This window comes from Arminella tubonensis (assembly GCF_003240585.1).
Lineage (GTDB): Bacteria > Pseudomonadota > Alphaproteobacteria > Rhizobiales > Rhizobiaceae > Rhizobium > Rhizobium tubonense.
In genome coordinates, this window is record NZ_PCDP01000020.1 from 25,549 (window position 1) to 42,272 (window position 16,724).

15 protein-coding genes and 3 pseudogenes are annotated in these 16,724 nt (G+C 59.4%); 11 read left to right on the plus strand and 7 right to left on the minus strand.

The genetic code is table 11. The features are described 5' to 3' along the window. The first annotated feature begins 234 nt into the window (after positions 1-234). From CPY51_RS32235 to CPY51_RS07285, 3 genes and pseudogenes are all read left to right on the plus strand, one after another. Positions 235-429, plus strand: coding sequence for a hypothetical protein (locus CPY51_RS32235; RefSeq protein WP_146260091.1), 195 nt, complete (start codon positions 235-237; stop codon positions 427-429). A gap of 76 nt (positions 430-505) precedes the next feature. Further along, a pseudogene (locus CPY51_RS07280) lies at positions 506-688 on the plus strand (2Fe-2S iron-sulfur cluster-binding protein); the annotation flags it as partial. Between the two features lie 202 nt (positions 689-890). Further along, a complete protein-coding gene (locus CPY51_RS07285; RefSeq protein WP_206607233.1) occupies positions 891-1,061 on the plus strand; it encodes a ferritin family protein in 171 nt (56 codons plus the stop codon). Positions 1,062-1,424: 363 nt separating this feature from the next. Here the strand turns inward: CPY51_RS07285 and CPY51_RS07290 are convergent, their stop codons facing one another. The 4 genes from CPY51_RS07290 to CPY51_RS07305 all read right to left on the minus strand — a co-directional run bounded on the left by CPY51_RS07290 (position 1,425) and on the right by CPY51_RS07305 (position 6,510). Then, positions 1,425-2,000 (minus strand): molybdopterin-dependent oxidoreductase, encoded by a 576-nt coding sequence (locus CPY51_RS07290; protein WP_111159626.1) that lies wholly within the window; start codon positions 1,998-2,000, stop codon positions 1,425-1,427. A 14-nt stretch (positions 2,001-2,014) separates the two neighbouring features. Then, complete coding sequence (locus tag CPY51_RS07295) at positions 2,015-2,230, minus strand: hypothetical protein (protein WP_111159627.1); 216 nt, start codon at positions 2,228-2,230, stop codon at positions 2,015-2,017. 141 nt (positions 2,231-2,371) lie between these two features. After that, entirely contained in the window at positions 2,372-2,746 is a 375-nt protein-coding gene (locus tag CPY51_RS07300) for a response regulator (RefSeq protein WP_111159628.1), read from the minus strand. Further along, positions 2,746-6,510, minus strand: a complete 3,765-nt coding sequence (locus CPY51_RS07305) for a PAS domain-containing protein (protein ID WP_111159629.1) — start codon at positions 6,508-6,510, stop codon at positions 2,746-2,748. The genes CPY51_RS07300 and CPY51_RS07305 overlap by 1 nt, the downstream gene beginning before the upstream one ends. Before the next feature lie 92 nt (positions 6,511-6,602). On the opposite strand from CPY51_RS07305, the gene CPY51_RS07310 reads away from it, so the two are divergent. The 6 genes and pseudogenes from CPY51_RS07310 to CPY51_RS33240 all read left to right on the plus strand — a co-directional run bounded on the left by CPY51_RS07310 (position 6,603) and on the right by CPY51_RS33240 (position 10,261). Then, on the plus strand, positions 6,603-7,331 hold the full coding sequence (locus CPY51_RS07310) for a cation:proton antiporter domain-containing protein (RefSeq protein ID WP_111159630.1): 729 nt from the start codon (positions 6,603-6,605) through the stop codon (positions 7,329-7,331). A gap of 303 nt (positions 7,332-7,634) precedes the next feature. After that, positions 7,635-8,394, plus strand: a pseudogene (locus tag CPY51_RS07315) (SDR family NAD(P)-dependent oxidoreductase). A 66-nt stretch (positions 8,395-8,460) separates the two neighbouring features. Beyond that, a pseudogene (locus CPY51_RS07320) lies at positions 8,461-8,718 on the plus strand (enoyl-CoA hydratase/isomerase family protein); the annotation flags it as partial. A gap of 9 nt (positions 8,719-8,727) precedes the next feature. Beyond that, on the plus strand, positions 8,728-9,132 hold the full coding sequence (locus CPY51_RS07325) for a nuclear transport factor 2 family protein (protein WP_111159631.1): 405 nt from the start codon (positions 8,728-8,730) through the stop codon (positions 9,130-9,132). 18 nt (positions 9,133-9,150) lie between these two features. Beyond that, the gene (locus CPY51_RS33235; RefSeq protein ID WP_111159632.1) at positions 9,151-10,152 is read left to right on the plus strand and encodes a cation diffusion facilitator family transporter; all 1,002 of its coding nucleotides are present in this window, start codon (positions 9,151-9,153) and stop codon (positions 10,150-10,152) included. Beyond that, positions 10,145-10,261, plus strand: a complete 117-nt coding sequence (locus CPY51_RS33240; RefSeq protein ID WP_244598515.1) for a hypothetical protein — start codon at positions 10,145-10,147, stop codon at positions 10,259-10,261. The genes CPY51_RS33235 and CPY51_RS33240 overlap by 8 nt, the downstream gene beginning before the upstream one ends. A gap of 397 nt (positions 10,262-10,658) precedes the next feature. Here the strand turns inward: CPY51_RS33240 and CPY51_RS07340 are convergent, their stop codons facing one another. From CPY51_RS07340 to folE, 3 genes are all read right to left on the minus strand, one after another. Next, positions 10,659-12,506, minus strand: coding sequence for a pectate lyase family protein (locus tag CPY51_RS07340; protein ID WP_111159633.1), 1,848 nt, complete (start codon positions 12,504-12,506; stop codon positions 10,659-10,661). A gap of 1,108 nt (positions 12,507-13,614) precedes the next feature. Then, on the minus strand, positions 13,615-14,316 hold the full coding sequence (locus tag CPY51_RS07355) for an SDR family NAD(P)-dependent oxidoreductase (protein WP_244598513.1): 702 nt from the start codon (positions 14,314-14,316) through the stop codon (positions 13,615-13,617). 26 nt (positions 14,317-14,342) lie between these two features. After that, on the minus strand, positions 14,343-14,945 hold the full coding sequence (gene folE, locus CPY51_RS07360; protein ID WP_111159636.1) for a GTP cyclohydrolase I FolE: 603 nt from the start codon (positions 14,943-14,945) through the stop codon (positions 14,343-14,345). Positions 14,946-15,315: 370 nt separating this feature from the next. Between folE and CPY51_RS07365 the strand changes: the two genes are divergently transcribed. Further along, positions 15,316-15,996, plus strand: a complete 681-nt coding sequence (locus tag CPY51_RS07365; RefSeq protein WP_206607234.1) for a type 1 glutamine amidotransferase domain-containing protein — start codon at positions 15,316-15,318, stop codon at positions 15,994-15,996. 536 nt (positions 15,997-16,532) lie between these two features. Further along, on the plus strand, positions 16,533-16,724 hold a 192-nt coding region (locus tag CPY51_RS32980), incomplete at its 3' end, for a hypothetical protein (protein ID WP_206607235.1).

Consider the following 16,724-nt stretch of genomic DNA (forward strand, 5'->3'; position numbering starts at 1 on the left):
AGACCCGCCTCCCATTCAAGGGGACGGGTCAGACTTCTCGCCGGGCGCGGGTACAACCAAAACCTATTAGCGAAGACTATCGTGACATAGGCCATACAGCCTCAATAGCAACGGAATCCGCTCCTGCAGCGCTCCGACACCTTGGTACAATAGACGTCGCGGCCCACACATCGTTCTATCTGGCGATTGCGGAACGCCTGAGCGTGTCCGGTCAGTCGCTTCCGGGAAACGGTCATGCCACGTCTTCTTTCCGTCAATGTCGGATTGCCCAGCGACATCGTCTGGCAGGGGAAAACCGTCAACACCGCGATCTGGAAGTCTCCGGTCACCGGACCTCGCATGGCGCGCCGGCGCTTGGTAGGGTTTTCGCCTATTTCGCGTGCCGAACAAAGTGCGAGAGAGCGACGCCGTTGTGTCCTTGTGGCTTGAACCCGCAGATGGACAGGCCGTCTCCTCCGCCATCGCCGGGCAGTTCATGGTGTTGCGCCTCGGTTCCGCCAAGGGCATTGCTGAGGCCTGCGACGTTCCGGTCCGGTGGTCGTGCCGTACCGGTGTCTGCCATACCTGCGAAACCGGGCTTGAGGCTGGAAGCGTCAGCTACCACCCGGACCCCGTCGACGCACCGGCGGATGGCAATCTGCTGATCTGCTGCTCGCAGCCAAAGGGCGACATCGTGCTTGATCTTTAACGATCAAGAACATTGAGGACCGAAAAAGAACTCAGTGCAATGCATCGACGACCATCGAGCGGTCGTTCCGAAGGAGATCGGTCGGTGTGGCAAAGATCGGCTGCTGGCGAATTATCCTTGGTCATGGACCTGTGATGAGTTCGAAGTAGGAACTACCCCCGAAAGGAAAGGCTTCTCCGCACTGACGAACTCGGCGTCTTACATGCTGGAGGAGTTGCGCGAAGACAATCTTCATCTCGTCGAGGCTTTTCGCAAGGTGAAGTCTCTGGCCGACAAGGCCAAGGACAACGCGACCAGCGGCATCGTCGATCAATGGACCGACTTCGCCGAACGGCGTGCCTGGTTCCTGTTCGAGGCGTCGCGCACCGATTGATCGACATAACGACGAACTCTTACGTTCGGCTTGGGGGCGCGTCCTGCCGCGGACTCATCAACGGAGGCTCGCGGCGTGATGCCGTCAAAGCAGTCTCCCGGCAGATAGGCAACCCATACCGTCCGTCGCTCTCGATAATCTCAATGCGTCAGTTGGTTGATCACCGTCCGAAGTCAGTCGCCGCAGCCCCGTCCCACTGGGAGGGAATGTGGGACGGGGCGCGCTATTCGAGGTTCAGCGGCGGACCTCGAAGGGCGAAAGGCCAGCAGAGCTACATGAGGGGAACCTCTGCACGTTGCCTACCCCCCGCGCGATGTTTGGGGATCGCGCTGACGGTGAAAATACTCTAGCTTGACGTCTGCCCTAGCGATTGAATGGAGCCGCTCTCTGTGGAACAAACGGGCGGAAGTTGGCGATGATAGGGAGATCGGCGATGCGGTCCCGCGTCTGGTCGCACCAGTATGAGGGAGCCCGAAGCCGATCGCTCGTTACGAAGTGGAGCGCCGCGATCCAGCTCAGCGAAAGCGAACCGGTCTCGCTGAACACCCGGAGAAGGGCAGGGCCGCCGCAATCGGCTGTCAGCGGTTCGCCCTGACAACTCGTCGCAATCATCGCGCCGCGACCGAACAGATTCCGTGAAGGGATGCGGCGGCTTCGGCCATCAGTTGAATAGGCCACGACAAATCCGTGAGAAGGGACAAGTCCGATCGCGGCGAGGACCGTTTCGATGAGCACGCCCTCCCAGCAGACATCCGCCGAGGTAGATTTGACCCTCTCAGCGGATATGTCGGGCAATGTCGTGTGTGGCAAACAGCGCAGTGTGCGCCAGTCAAGATCGCAGGCGCTCTGCCGACCGACGACCAGACGCATCGTCCAGCCGTTTCGGCTGATCATCGGCGCGGCCAGGTTTGCGAGCGCTCCAGCAAACGGGAAGGACATGTCTCGCGGCCGGGTTAGTGGACGCGCCAGACGCCGTTGCCCAAAACAAAATCAAGTCTCGGTCCGACGATACCTTCGAGAGCCATCCCTTGCTGCATCGCTCCTGGCCGCATTGCCAGCCCTTGGGCATTCGGCGCAAATCCAAACCGGGCGACGTCATACTCGGTCGCCCTGACTGCAAGACCCCGGCGGAAATGGAAACCGGCCAACGAACTGTTCTTTGCATTCATCTCAAAATTCCTTCTGGTTAGACTTCAGTCTGACCAGTGAATTCTAGTTGTCGATGCGACAGAACGCTTGAACAGGGCGAGCGGACTTGGAAGGTTCGCTTCAGTCACTGATACCAAGGGGGCTTTTAAATCAGGAGAACGTCAGTTGGTGCGCAGCGCGGTTTCGAGCGCCTTTTGCAAGGTGTCGGCACTGAACGGCTTGAAGACGCAGTCGACCGCTCCCCTTGCCATCAATTGAAGCCGCACGGCCTCGTCCTTCAAGGCAGTGATGAACACGATCGGAGTTCGCTGGCCTCGCCTGTTAAGCTCAGTTTGCAGCTCCGGACCCGACATTCCGGGCATGCCGATGTCAAGTATCAGGCAATCTGACTTTCCCAGGCTAGTTGACGCTAGGAAGTCTTCGGCCGATGCGAACGTCTCCACTCCGAGCCCAAATGCCCTCAGTAAATCTGGAAGCGACTCCCTAACGGACTCGTCATCATCGATTACCGATACCAGGGACTGCTTGATGCTCATCAATTCCTCGCCTCGATGCTTCTCTTGGGACTCGTGTGCGCAACGTGTCTAACGGACGCTTCGTTCCCAGTATATATTGGAATAGCAAACGAAACCGTTACCCCGGGTCCGTCGTTGACTGTGGCGCACAGCCGACCATTGTGGCTTTCGATGATCGACCGGCTGACAGAAAGTCCAATCCCCATGCCATCGCTCTTGGTGGAATAGAATGCCTCGAAAACCCGATCAGTTTCGTTGGCCTCGAAACCGACGCCCGCATCCTCCACGGCAAATCGTATGTGGTCATCTCCGTCGCGCTCGGTCCTGATCGTCAGGCGCCTTGGCCTGTCGTTGATACCCACCATCGCCTCGGTCGCGTTGCGAAGCAAATTTAGGATGACTTGTTGCAACTGGACCCTGTCGCCAGCCGCAGGAGGCAGGTCGTCGGAAAGCTCGGTGCGGAGCACTATCCGGCCGCGCTGGATGTCGCCGCGGGACAAGACCATCACTTCGCGAACCGCCTCGCTCAGGTCGACCGGCTCGATGGTGAACGGGTTTTTGCTGAACAGCGCCCGAAGTCTCGCGATTACGTCGGCGGCGCGATTCCCGTCGCGGATCGTCCGTCGCGCGGTTGCCATCGCCACCTCGATGTTGGGCGGGTCTTCCGCCAGCATGCGCAGACAAGTGTCAGCGTTGGTCACGATGCCTGATAGCGGCTGGTTGACCTCGTGGGCGATAGAGGCGGTCAGAATGCCGAGGCTTGTGATCCTCGCGACGCGGGCAAGATCGGCGCGTGCCTTGCTCAGCGCCTCCTCGGCAAGCCGGCTCGCCGTGACGTCCCTGACCGCTCCGCGAAGCTCCAGTTCTCCGTCCTTGTTTCGTTCGTTGTGGGCGACGACGCGGACGTATTTGATCAACTGATCGGGCATCAGGAGCTTGGTCTCGTAGTCGAAATCGCTCCCCTCCTGCTGTGATCTGTCCATGACCTGCTGGAACGTTGGGTAATTTTCCGGATGGGTCCTGCCTCGGATCAGGTCGACCGTGACCGGCTCAGCCGGATCAAAGCCGTAAATCCTATACGTCTCGTCCGAGCAGGTGACGGTTTCCGATCCCAGCACCCAGGCAAAGCTTCCGGTGCCGCTGACGCGCTGGGCGTCTGCGAGGAAAGCTTCGCTCCGCCGCAGCTCCTCCTCGGCCCGTTTTCGATCGTCGATGTCAGTGAGGAGGCCGTACCAGCGAATGACATTGCCATTGCCGTCATAGAGCGGGAGACCGCGTATCTGGAACCACCGGTAGTGGCCGTCGTAGCGAAGAAGACGCGTCTCGATCTCGTAGGGTTCGCCAGACTTGATCGACAAGGTGAAGGCCTCGACATAACTTTGCAGATCGTCCGGATGGGTCATACCATTCGTCGCCCAATCCTTCACAGCCTCCAGCGGCTGGTCGAAATATTCAAGTAGCTGGTGGTTGGCTCCAGTCAACTCGCCGTCCGGCGCAAACAAGGCGATCATCCCTGGAATGGTGTCGACGATCAGACGCGAATACCGCTCGCTCTCGCGCAATGCTTCGTCGGCATTCTTGCGGTCTTCGATGTCGATATTTGTCCCATACCATTTGACGATGGTGCCATTTTCGTCGCGCAACGGATTGGCGCGGAACAGGAACCAGCGATAAGCTCCATCGTAGCGGCGCATCCTGGCTTCCACGTCAACGCGCTCACCCGATTCAAGGCATCCTTGCCAATAGCTGAACAACATGCCTGCATCGTCGGGGTGGATCACGTCTCCCCAACCGAACCCCGCCGCCTGTTCCCATGTCACTCCGGCATAGTTGAGCCATCGGTCGCTCAGAAACTCGACGAATCCGTTGGGAGAGGTGGCCCAGGCCGTCGTCGGAAGCGTGTTGATGATCCGTCGCAGCGTGACCTCGCTTTCGCGCACGGCCTCCTCGGCGCGCTTTCTGTCATCGATGTCGGTCATCAGGCAATACCAGCGGACGACATGGCCGTCTGGATCCCTGGCGGGGTTGCCGCGAAGATGGAACCAGCGGTAGGTTCCGTCATGTCGCTTGAGCCGTGTTTCGAAATCCATCGGGTTGCCCGACATCAGCGACCGCGCGAATGCATCGACATGGTGCTGGAGGTCATCTGGATGCACCGTGCCGTTGTCGCGCCAGTTCTCGAAGCTTTCGAGCGTTTGACCAAGGTATTCGAGAAACTGCTCGTTGATTCCCTCAGTCTCGCCGTTCCTCCCAAATATCGAGACGAGACCGGGAATGGTGTCGACGATCAGACGCGATTGCCGTTCGCTTTCCGCCAGCGCCTCTTCCGCCCGCTTCCGATCTTCAATATCGACGTTCGTCCCATACCACTTGACGATGCTGCCTGCCTCGTCGCGCAGCGGACTTCCGCGAAACAGGAACCATCGATATTCGCCGTCGAACCGGCGGATACGGGCCTCCGCATCGTTCGGAATACCAGTTGCCAGACATCTCCGCCAGTTGTCAGCCAGGCCCGGCAAGTCGTCGGGATGTATCGCGTTACTCCATCCCCAACCCTCTGCTTCTTCAGCGGACATGCCGGCATATTCCAGCCAGCGGTGGTGGAGGAAGTCGGTGTAGCCATCAGGGAGGGTCGACCACGCAATGGTTGGGATGGTGTTGATGATCTGGGCGAGGTTCCGTTCGCTTGCTCGTAATTCCTCTTCCGCGCGCTTTCGATCCTCGATGTCGATATTCGTCCCGAACCATTTGATGATCGTGCCGTCCTCAGCGCGGAGCGGGTCTGCCCGGAACAGAAACCAGCGATATTCCCCATCGAAGCGCCTCATGCGCGCTTCGATGTCCACGCTGTCGCCCGACGCGAGGCATCCTTGCCAATAGGTGAAGAGCCTCTCTGCGTCATCGGGGTGAATCACGTCGCCCCAACCATATCCACTGGCCTGTTCAGCCGTGAAGCCTGAATAGTCTAACCAGCGGGCGTTGAGGAAATCGACATAGCCATTGGGCGAGGTGGACCATGCCGTTGTCGGCAGCGCATTGAGGTTATCACGGAGATTGGTCTCGCTCGTCCGCAGCGCCTCCTCGGCCCGCTTCCGTTCATCGATGTCGATGTGAAGCGCGTACCATTGAAGGACATGTCCTTCCTTGTCCCGCCGAGGATTGCCGCAAACCTGGAACCAGCGGTAGTTTCCACCGTCTTCCCTGAGGCGGATGTCCATATCATAAGCTTCTCCGTCGGCGACCGCCTGCGTGATGGCCTCGATGGCGCGAGGCAAATCTTCGGCATGGACAAAGTCGGCGGTTTTCCAAAGCTTCACCTCGTCCCCCGATGCACCAAGATAACGCATTAGATGGTCGTTGATCGCCTCCAATTCCCCGTTCCGGCCCAAGATTGCGATACCCGCGGGGATGTCATTGAGTATGTCTCCCCCCGGCCGTTCCGAGGACCGTTCGTCGATTTCCGTCGCAAGTGCGAGCCAATAGGCGATCCGGCCTTCATCGCTTTGAACCGGATTGCATTGGACGGCGAACCGCTGGTGCCGTCCATCAAAACGTTTGAGGCAGGCGTCAATTCGGCCTCGTTTGCCAAGCGCTAGAAGGGAGTGCCATTGCTCGGTGAGGGCAGGGAGGTCATCCGGGCTGACCATCGCCTGCCATTGAACATCACCGCCCACGCCGAGCCCGGTGAAGTCCGACCATTCCCGGTTGAGAAACGTCAGCCGTCCCTCGGGCGTGGCGGTCAAAGCCATGCCCGGCAGTGAATCCAGTATACGGCCGAGGTCCATAGCCGTTCCTTTTCGCGAATAGCCGCCGACAGCATCGTAACGACAGGGCGGGCCGGAGCATATTATTCGATGGTATCGGTTTCTCGTAAAAGTTGAAGCGAAATTCTTGGCTTCAAAGCCTCGGGTGCGTTATATTTTCAGCGGTCGGGGTCGCGGTGCTCCTCAACGTTCTTTTCGGGACCGGATGGGCGGCAGAGCTGTTGCTCGGTGGGATCATCGCACCCCCAGACTCCGTGGCCCCGATTGCCATCGGACGCAGGTTCCTGGTTCCGAGCCGGCTGCTGACGATCATCGAAGGCGAAGGGCTCGTGAACGATGCCACCGCGCTTGTCCTCGTCGGATTGGCGTCGGCCGCGATTCACGGCGCCAGCATCGACCCCGTCGCCTCGATCTCGCAATATGTCGTCACCGTCGCCGGCGAAGTCGGCTGGGGAATATTGACGGCTTTTATTGCACTTCGTCTAAGACGCTGGGCTGGGGACACGCATGTCGAGATCGCGCTTTCGCTGTTAACGCATTACTTTGCCTTCTGGGTTCCAGGAGCGCTCGGCGGATCGGGAGTGCTTGCCGCCGTCGTCGCCGGTCTGTTCGTCAGCTGGAATGGTCATCACTTTATCGCCGCATCGACGCGGATACGGGGCTATTTCACATGGGATTTCGTCACCTACATTATCGAGGGCCTCGCGTTCTTCCTCGCGGGTCTGCAGGTCCATCAGATTGTAGCCTCGGCAACATTTTCCACGTGGCGCTATTATCTTCTCGTTTCCTTCGCCATAGGGATTGCGGCGGTCCTCCTGAGGTTCGCATGGGTCTCTTTTTGATGGGGCGGATTGCCTGCTGTCCAGTTTCGGGCCAAGCGTGCACTATCAGCGTCGTAGTTGCCGCATTCAACATGTAGATATGCTGGCACAGTTGATCCGCCGCTGCGGTCAATCCGGGATGGTCAACATCGTTGCAATGCTTTGCTCTTCGGAAGCCGGTTGCACTGGACACGACAATCACGGGATGCTGATCCGATGGTATTGGGGACACCATCGTACAATAGCGTCATCTCTGCTTCCGTTGTCGTCTGGACCTGCATGTGGCTATTCCCAAAAGGCCATATGCGGTGAAAGGAGCCGGAAATGGATAGTCAGAAGAAGACAATTGTCATCACGGGAGCCTCGCAAGGCATTGGCGAAGGCCTGGCCAATGCGTTCCTCGAGAGGAACTACAACGTCGTCGCCACGTCTCGGAAGATCAGCGCCCGTTTCCCCTACGGAGTCTCGGACACCGTCGCTCTGGTCGATGGTGACATCGCTGATCCGGCGACCGCCACGCGTATTGCGGCAATCGCCGTCGAACGCTTCGGATCGATCGATGCCCTGATTAACAATGCGGGAATTTATCTCAGCAAGCCATTTCTTGAATACACGCTTGAAGACTTTCGAAAACTCTCGTCGATTAATCTCGAGAACTTCCTTCATCTGACGCAGCTGGCAGTCAAACAGATGCTGGCTCAGAAAACCGGCGGCAGCGTCGTCAACATCGGAGCATCAACCGCTGACCATCCAATCGCGGGCGTCAATGCTTCTGTCGCCATGATCACAAAAGGCGGAATACACCCGTCTCCAAAAGCCTCGCGATGGAATACGCACGAGAGGGAATCCGCTTCAACGTCGTGGCTCCCGGCGTCGTCGACACGCCAATGCATCACAGTGGGCCAACGGATTTCCTGAAGACGTTCTCGCCGAAGAACGCCGTTTCCAACGTGCAGGACATCGCCGACGCCGTCGTTTCCTGACCGAAGCTCCTCATGTAACGGGGGAGGTGGTGCAAGTCGATGGCGGAGCCCATGCAGGCAAAAATGGTAACCGTCGAGCGGAGTTCGTCAGTAGGATGTGAGGCAGTGATGATCAAGAAATTGAATTCGGTACCACCGGTCAAAAACCGTACGCTTCCACGGTGAGTTTGGACGGTTTTGTGGATGCGATCGCGACCCGCACCTCCAAGTTCGACAAGCAGGCAATAGCCGATACGAAGCGGCTGGTCGACTTTTTGTCCCTGCCATCAGACCCCGAGATCGGCGCCGGCTGGGACGCATTCATCACCTCCGTCCAGCGACCGCGGGCGCAGGCGAATATCTCGAAGTTGATGACGATGGGCCTTCAGACAAATGGTGAAATGGAAAGCAAGCTGGGTCACTACACCACGACGCTTGGGCACTAGGAGGTTCGAATGAACGACAAGGCCATTCGCGCGGCACTGGACCGCCATTGGGCTGCATCGGACGAGAATGATTTCGATGTTGAGCATAGGATTTACCACGCCGACGCCGTGCTCAACTATCCGCAGTCGGGCGAGCGTATCCGCGGCCGCCGGAACATCCAGGAGAGTCGGTTTGTGCAGCCCAACAGGAAGCGGTTTTCGGTTCGACGGATCGTCGGTCGTGACGATCTGTGGGTGACCGAATTCACACTGACATACGACGGCGCGCCGTCCTACGCGGTCAGCATCATGGAATTCAACGACGGCCTCGTGGCGCACGAGACCCAGTACTTCGCCGACCCTTTCGAGCCTTCGCCCTCACGAGCGCATTTGGTGGAGCTTGACGACAGTGCGGATATGCCGCCCCGGGCTTAGACTGCGAGGCTGATCGAAATGGCCGCATTCCATGGGTTGTTCAGCTTGAAGGACCCGGCCACGCGGGTGGTCGTCATTGCGCTGATTAGCGACCTCGTTGTCGCCGCCGTCAAGGTCATCGCAGGGTTTCTTTCGAATAGCTCCGCGATGACCAGCGAGGGTGTTCATACTCTCGTCGACGCCAGCACGGAAATCATCTTGCTCTATGGGATGGTCGCATCCCGCCGCGGGCGCACGCCGGAACATCAGCTCGGTTTCGGCAGAGAACTGTATTTCTGGAATTTCGTGGTCGCCGTGCTTATTTTGGCGCTTGGGTCTGGAATTGCGCTCGTTGCCGGTGCGCGCCAGATCACTAATCCCGTCAGACTTCAAAGCGAGTGGCTGAACTTTTTCGTTCTTGGATGCTCGGGAGCGGTGGAGGCAGCGGCAATGTGGAAGGCCTTCGGTAATTCGCGGACCGCCCGAGGCAATAAAAGCCTTTATCGGTACCTCTCACGCCGCCGCGATCCTACTTCGCTCACGGTGCTTTTTGGAGGAATCGCCGCCATCGTGAGTCTCATCGCGACCGCGCTCGGGTTGTCAGCGGCGGCAATCACAAATGATGCCGTCTACGACGGAGTCGCGTCGATCGCCATCGCGACGATACTTGCCGTGACCGCAATCAAACTGGCTGCTGATAGCAAGTCCTTGTTGATCGGCGTCCCAGCTGATCCAGAAGTAGTGACGATGATCGTCGAACGGGTAAAATTGAACGGCGCGGTCGAGACAGTCAATGGCGTGGTGAGCGTTCACCTCTCGCCGGACCAACTGCTTATCGGCCTTAGTGTTGCGTTCAAAACCGCACTGGATACTTCAATGATTGAAAATGCGATCATTCAGGTCGAAGCAAGCCTGCGGAATAGTCACCCTCAGATCGTCGCTTTGTTTATCAAGCCGCAATCTCATGAGCACTACTCAAAGCTTCATGAATGCCGTGTCGCCGGGCATGATCGATACGCCGCTGTGGTCGAAGATGGATGACGCCGCCCGCCCGGCGCTGTTCGATCGTATCGCCCAAACCGTGCCGGCCACGTCCATTTGGCAAACCGATGACATCGCGAACGCAGTCACCTTCCTCGTGACTAGGTGATCGCCGCCGGCTCGACCGTGCGCGTCGACGGCAGCGGTGCGATTTGGTGATGTGATGAACATCGATCATGTCAGGTTCTGAACGAGCGACCTCGAGGCGACCCGCGCCTTCCTCGTAACCATTCTCGGTGTGACCGTCGGCACCGACCCCCGTGGAAACGAGCCGGAGGAAAGACGGAGGAGGGCAGAGGAGCGAAACGGCGGGAGAAACCAGGTCTGACTCAGGTCGGCCGAGTGCAAGCGACGGCGTTTGCCTCCCGCCGCGTGGCAGTCTGGTCTCCATCTCCTACCGCATCGCATTACGGAGGAGACGGTGTGCCTGGCGATCGTCGATGTACTCGGCAAGCGACGCTCCAGCCGCTGGTCGACCCCGCGAACCGGATCTGACGTCGGACTCCTCACGGGTAGCTGACCACCTGGCTCGGGACACTCTGCTGCGGCTTGGCAACAGCCGCACCGGTCCCGTTGATCACCGAGTCGACAGAGCCTGATCCGTCCAGGAAGACGGTGAGCAGATCGTGCATCCGCACACCTGGCGTCTGCGGTACTTGGAAGGCGGTAGCCGCCTTGATGGGCAGACCGTGGTTGAAGTAGCTGTAGCTACCCATCCCGTAGCCTTGGAAGGTCCTCACGTTTGGCGAGACCACGAACGCTGGATAGCCATTGAAGGTCGCGCTGAGCGACCAGGCCGCCTGGGTTGGCGGATCGTAAGGCATCTCGTTCTGGAAAAACACGGTGCTGCCGCCCTGGCCGTTCCAGGTCACCTCGGTCTTCTGGTAATGCTCGACGAACAGTCCGTAGGCGGAGACGTCGTCACCGTTGACGATCACGCCGTGGTCGGCGGTGTTGGCGGTCCAGCCCACACCGGTGCCGTGATCGGCGCGCCAGGCCCAGATGTTATCCAGCAAGACATGCGAGCTGTTGACGATCAGGCTGGTGGTCGCCCTGCCCGCGCCGGCTCCGCCGATGCGGAAGAAAACGTCCTGGATCTGCGTCGGGTCCGAATCCATGCCGTGACGCGGAAAACCGGGGTGGGTACCGACCTGGAGCAGCACCGGTGAATTCTTCGGGCCGGCATCGAACATGACCCCCGACAGCTTGGTTCCAGGGACGTCGAGCACCACCATGGCCGCACTGCCCTGCTGGGGGTTCAACCTCGCAAACCCCATCCCCAGGATGATGGTGTCCGGTCGACTGACGATGATCGGGGCCGCGAGCGGGTAGACGCCCGGTGTCAGGATCAGATCCTTGTGCAGCGCCAGCGCGCGGTTGATCGCCGCCACTGGGGTCTTTGGATTCGCAACGAAGAAGTCCGTGATGGGCATGGATGTGCCGGCGGTGGACCCACCGGCCCAGGAGGTTCCGCGCGAGCCATGCTGCACCGCAGGCACCATGACCCGGTAGAGGTCAGCGGCATCGGTGTAGAGGTAGGGCGCGTCTGCGCTGACCGCCGTGGTGTCGAGGGTGGTGTACGGATTTGCCCCGGCGACACCGAAACTCTGGGCCGGCGCTCCGACGGTGCCGGAGAACACCTGGTTCCAGACCCCGTTGCTCCATCCGTCGAGATCACTGTTGCGCACGAGGAACTGCTGCTGTGAACCGTTCACCACGGATCCGCCGGTGAATTTGGTGTCAGCGATGAATCCGCCGCTGGCGAAGGCGGGTTTGCTGCAGTAGTCCATCAACGAGAACGCCCCGTCGACCGCGACCCTTCGCATCGGTGCTGCCTGCGACACCGCCCAGAACTCGGTGTTGGCGTGACAATTCGTTCCACCGGCGACCTTGATGGTCAGATTCGACAACGAGCGCCAGAAGTTGTTGAGGGCCAGGCAGTTCTGCGAAGCGTCGCACTGGTTGTAGACATCGACCGAGCCGTTGATGACGACGTCTCCCGGCTCTTTGCCGAGGCCTGCGACCTGCGTGTAGTAGCCGACCTGGAAGACCAGTGGTGATGCGGCCGTGCCGTAGGTTCCGGGCTGGAAAAGCAGCGAATAGCGTTCGGGACCGAACTGGTTGGTGAGTTGCCGGGCGGCGACCGCGTCGACGGTGGACTGGATCTGGCTCAGCGGCATTTTGGGAGAGAGAACGATGACGTTCGCTCCAAGCCTCTGTGTCGCCGAAATCGCCGAGAGATCCGCCGGCGGCCCGGCCTCGGCGCACGTCGCATCCCTGACAGCCATCGGGACAAACAGACCCAAGAGGAGAAGGCCTGCCACTATGACAACCTTGCTGCGCGGGAGGCGCATGGAGTTCCTTTCCGCCCGGCTCGCGCTCGGCTGGCTACACCCGTGCTCCAGGTCACAGGCAACAGAACACGTCTGGCTACCTCTCAGCAAGCCTTCAGAGCCTCCGGGTGAAAGGCATGCGTTTGCGCATCACCCATCGCGCCTCACTCGCGGAGACAAGCGGCCAGACTCCAGGAAAATTGCCGACCCATGCCGTCGCCAGACCACCAACAACGGTTGCGATAAAAGCCGAGATTGGTACTTCTCGAAAATCGCAGACGACGGTGACGACGCATCCCTCCGAGCCTTGATGGCTGGAAATCTCTCGATGAAGGAGAACTTCGTCGACAGGGCCTAAGCCAATGTCTTGATGCCTAGGTTTCCGGACGTGAGCGCGACCCATTTAGGCCTTGGTGGTGGTTCCTACATAATAGCGGATATTTGCAATCGAACAGCCAGGCGCCGCAGGAAGGTGATCATTTTGGCGCCTGGCGTAGTCAGGTCCGCACGATGCGAGGCGGCCCACCGCTGAACTGATGCCATCTCGGATTGTTCCCGAAAGTTTCCAATAAATGGCGGCCCAGAAAATCTTCCGATCTCTTCGAGAGCCATCGAGGCTGTCAGATATGATGTCGGCAGGCATCAGACCTTTGAGGTCGAACTGCACCTCGCATCTGAGAACGGGCGCTTGTTGCAAGATCGCTGCTCTTTTCGCAGAACTCGGCCAGCATAGGCACGACCAGGTAACGCGGGCGAGCGATACTCGGTCGCCGTCCCCATTTGCAGGGAGTTCGTTCAGCGACCCACGGCGTGTCGCGATCACCGTCTGAACGCCGACATCGATCGCAGAATGCAAAAATGCATCATCGGGCGGGCTGTTGACGGAGGTTCGGTCGGAAGCACTCAAGAAGTCATGATCGTCCTATTTCTTCAGAGGATCGTCATCATGTGTTGGAGGCAGGGTGGTGGCGCTGCCACCGCAGGATTATCGCCGATTATCTCATCGCCGCCGGCGACGTCGTCTATCACATCGTTGGACGGGAGGTCCGACAGGCCATGCTGACCGATGGCGCGATTGTCTCGGAGAATGGCAGCGTTCGTTACCCAGCGTCTCGGCCTTCAGGCGGGGTCAAAATCCCCCCGCCGCAATCGCCGCACCCGTGACCGCGCTTGCCTCCAGTGAAACCAGGAAAGCTATCAGTCGTGCAATCGAGCTTGCGGGCACCCAAGTTTCCGTATTTGCGTCAGGCATCGCTTCGCGGTTCCGAGGCGTGTCGATCGTGCCGGGCAGGATGCAGTTCGCAGTGATCAGGTGAGTTCTGTTTTCCGCAGCGATCGCCTCGGTCAGGCGAATGACCGCCGCCTTCGAAGCAGCATAGGCAGACTGATGGCTCCCGGCCTTCAGGCCGGGAGACGCGGCGATGTGAAGGATTCGACCGTGCCGGCGCTGCTGCATGCCCGGAAGAACGGCCGCGCTGATGGCGTAGGCGGTGCGCGCATTCATCATCATCAGGGCATCCCATCGACCAATCCCCGATTGATCGATGGGTCCCATGTTGAAGCCTCCAACCGTATTGACCAGACCATCGACACGGCCAAACCGATCATGTGACTTTTGGACTGCGCGCAGACACGATGTCACGTCGGTCAGATCGATCCCGCCAACGCCAAGCACGTCCGCCTCGGATGGAAGACTTGCTAGCAGGGCAGCAAGGGTTTCAGTCTTTCGCTCGACGCACGCCAGCCGCACGCCCTTTCTGGAAAGCTCGCGGACTACCGCGCGACCTAGGTCGCCTGCTGCGCCGGTGATCATGATGACTGGCTTTTCCATCGTGGGTTTTCCTCTGTGCTTAACTCTTATGCCCTGACCTCGGACAAGAACCTCGCTTGCAGCGATACCGAATGCCGCATCTCTCCTTTGAACGTCATCGTCAAAGTGGTCGCGCCCCGTTGTTTGACGCCGCGCATCGACATGCACATATGTTCGGCCTCGACCACGACCGCGACGCTGAGCGGCCGCAGGCCGTCGTCAAGGGATTGTGCGATCTGGGCGGTCATCGTTTCCTGAGTCTGCAGACGGCGTGCGAATATCTCCACCAGCCTTGCAAATTTAGAAAGGCCGAGGACACGTCCCGCAGGCTGGTAGCCAATATGAACATGCCCATGAAACGGCAGCATGTGGTGTTCGCAGTGTGAAAAGAACGGGATGCTTTTGACGATCACCATGTCCTGATATCCGCCGACATCCGAGAATGTCCGCGCCAATGGATCATCCGCGGGTTCGCGATACCCAGCGAAAAGTTCTCCATGGGCCTTGGTGACACGGCGAGGAGTATCCTGAAGGCCTTCCCGACCGGGATCGTCTCCTGCCCAGCGAATTAGAGTGCGTACCGCTTCCTCGGCCTCGTCTCTCGACGGCCGCTCCGCCGCTTTCGAAAATTCCTGAACGATCGCGTCCATCCAATCTCTTCCAATCAATTGGTCGACGGCTCCTGCCGTCATGGTTGAGTATCCATTTTCCGTAGCGTGACGATTGCCCGAAGAGCGCGGTCTTGGACTGAAACGGCTAGAAGAGGACACGGTCTGCGATTCTCGCTGCGCGCCGGAAAGGCGATCTTCGATCATCGCAGCGGGCACGATCAGCGGGTCAGCGCCGTGTTGTCTCGACGACCGATCGGGTGGCCGGTTCTTGCTGTGATCGAAAGATGATACCAGCGTATCGGCGACACCTTCGTACAATGGCCCCCCCTCGCTTTTTCGCAGACTTTCAATTTCGCGGACAGGGGCGTGAGGCTCCTGGCGCAATAGATTGTCACTAGGAGGAAGAGCGATGAGTGCCAAAAAAATCCTGATGGTTCTGACGTCACACGACACGCTGGGGAATACCGGCAGGAGGACCGGTTTCTGGCTCGAGGAGTTCGCGGCGCCCTACTATGTTTTCATGGACGCGGGCGCGAGCGTGACCGTTGCCTCGCCCAAGGGCGGCCAGCCTCCGATCGATCCGAAGAGCGATGAGCCGGGAAACCAGACGCCGCCGATGACCCGTTTCAAGTCCGACAAGGCCGCTCAAACCGTGCTTGCCCATACGGTCAAACTCGCCGATGTCAAAGCGGCCGACTTCGATACCGTCTTTTATTCCGGGGGTCATGGCCCGATGTGGGATCTGGCGGAGGACAAGACGTCCATCTCGCTCATCGAGGATTTCTATAATTCCGGCAAGCCTGTTGCGGCCGTCTGTCATGCCCCGGGCGTGTTTCGTCATCTCCAGTACAAGGGCCAGCCTCTGGTCAAGGGCAAGCGGGTGACCGGCTTCACCGACACAGAAGAGGAGGCCGTGCATCTGACGCATCTAGTTCCTTTCCTCGTGAAGGACGAGCTTCGACGGCTGGGTGGCAAGTTTGAAAAGGTCGCAGACTGGCAAAGCTTTGCCATAACCGGCGGTCGCCTTATCACCGGGCAAAATCCGGCCTCATCGACTGCCGGTGCCCAGGAACTGTTGAAGCAACTTTAGCAACATCCGTGGCGAGAGACCGCAAGAGCGGGTCGCCCGTTTGGCGCAGACGGACGCGAGCCGTGGTCGGCGTCGCGCTGTCCTCAACGTACTTTTCGGGACCGGATGGGGAGTAGGGTCCTGCTCGGAGCAATCGTCGCTCCCCCGGACCCGGTTGCCCCGATTGCAATCGCAAGCACGTTTCCGGTTCCGAGCCGGGTGTTGACGATCATCGAATGCGAAGGACTCGTGAACGCCACCACGTTTGTCCTCGTGGGATTCACGTCGGCGGCGATCCACGGAGCCAGCGTTAACCCGGTCGCCTCGATTTCGCGATACGTCGTGGCCACCGCCAGCGAAGTGGGGTGGCGAATATCGATGGCTCTAACTGCGATCCGTGTAATGCGGTCAGCTGGGGATACGAGGATCGCCCCTGCCGGAGGAAACTGACGTGGCAAGAGCTTGCACCTCGCTTCTGACAGCGAAGGCTGCGCACGATATTTCCCTTCGATCCTTTTAATATTTCGCTGCAAACGCAGATCCCCATGGTTGGGTCAATGGGGATCTGGACGATCAAGAGCCTGGACTGCAAGCCGTTTCGGATCGGCGTGAAACTGCTAGTTTGGAAGCCGCCCGAGATGGTATCCAAGTCGGTGTTCGACATCCCCCGGCTTGTGGAAACCGCGCTCGATCAGCGATTTGATCCCGTTTTGCGCCGCGGGGCGCTGAAGGGACGCGATACAGGCATC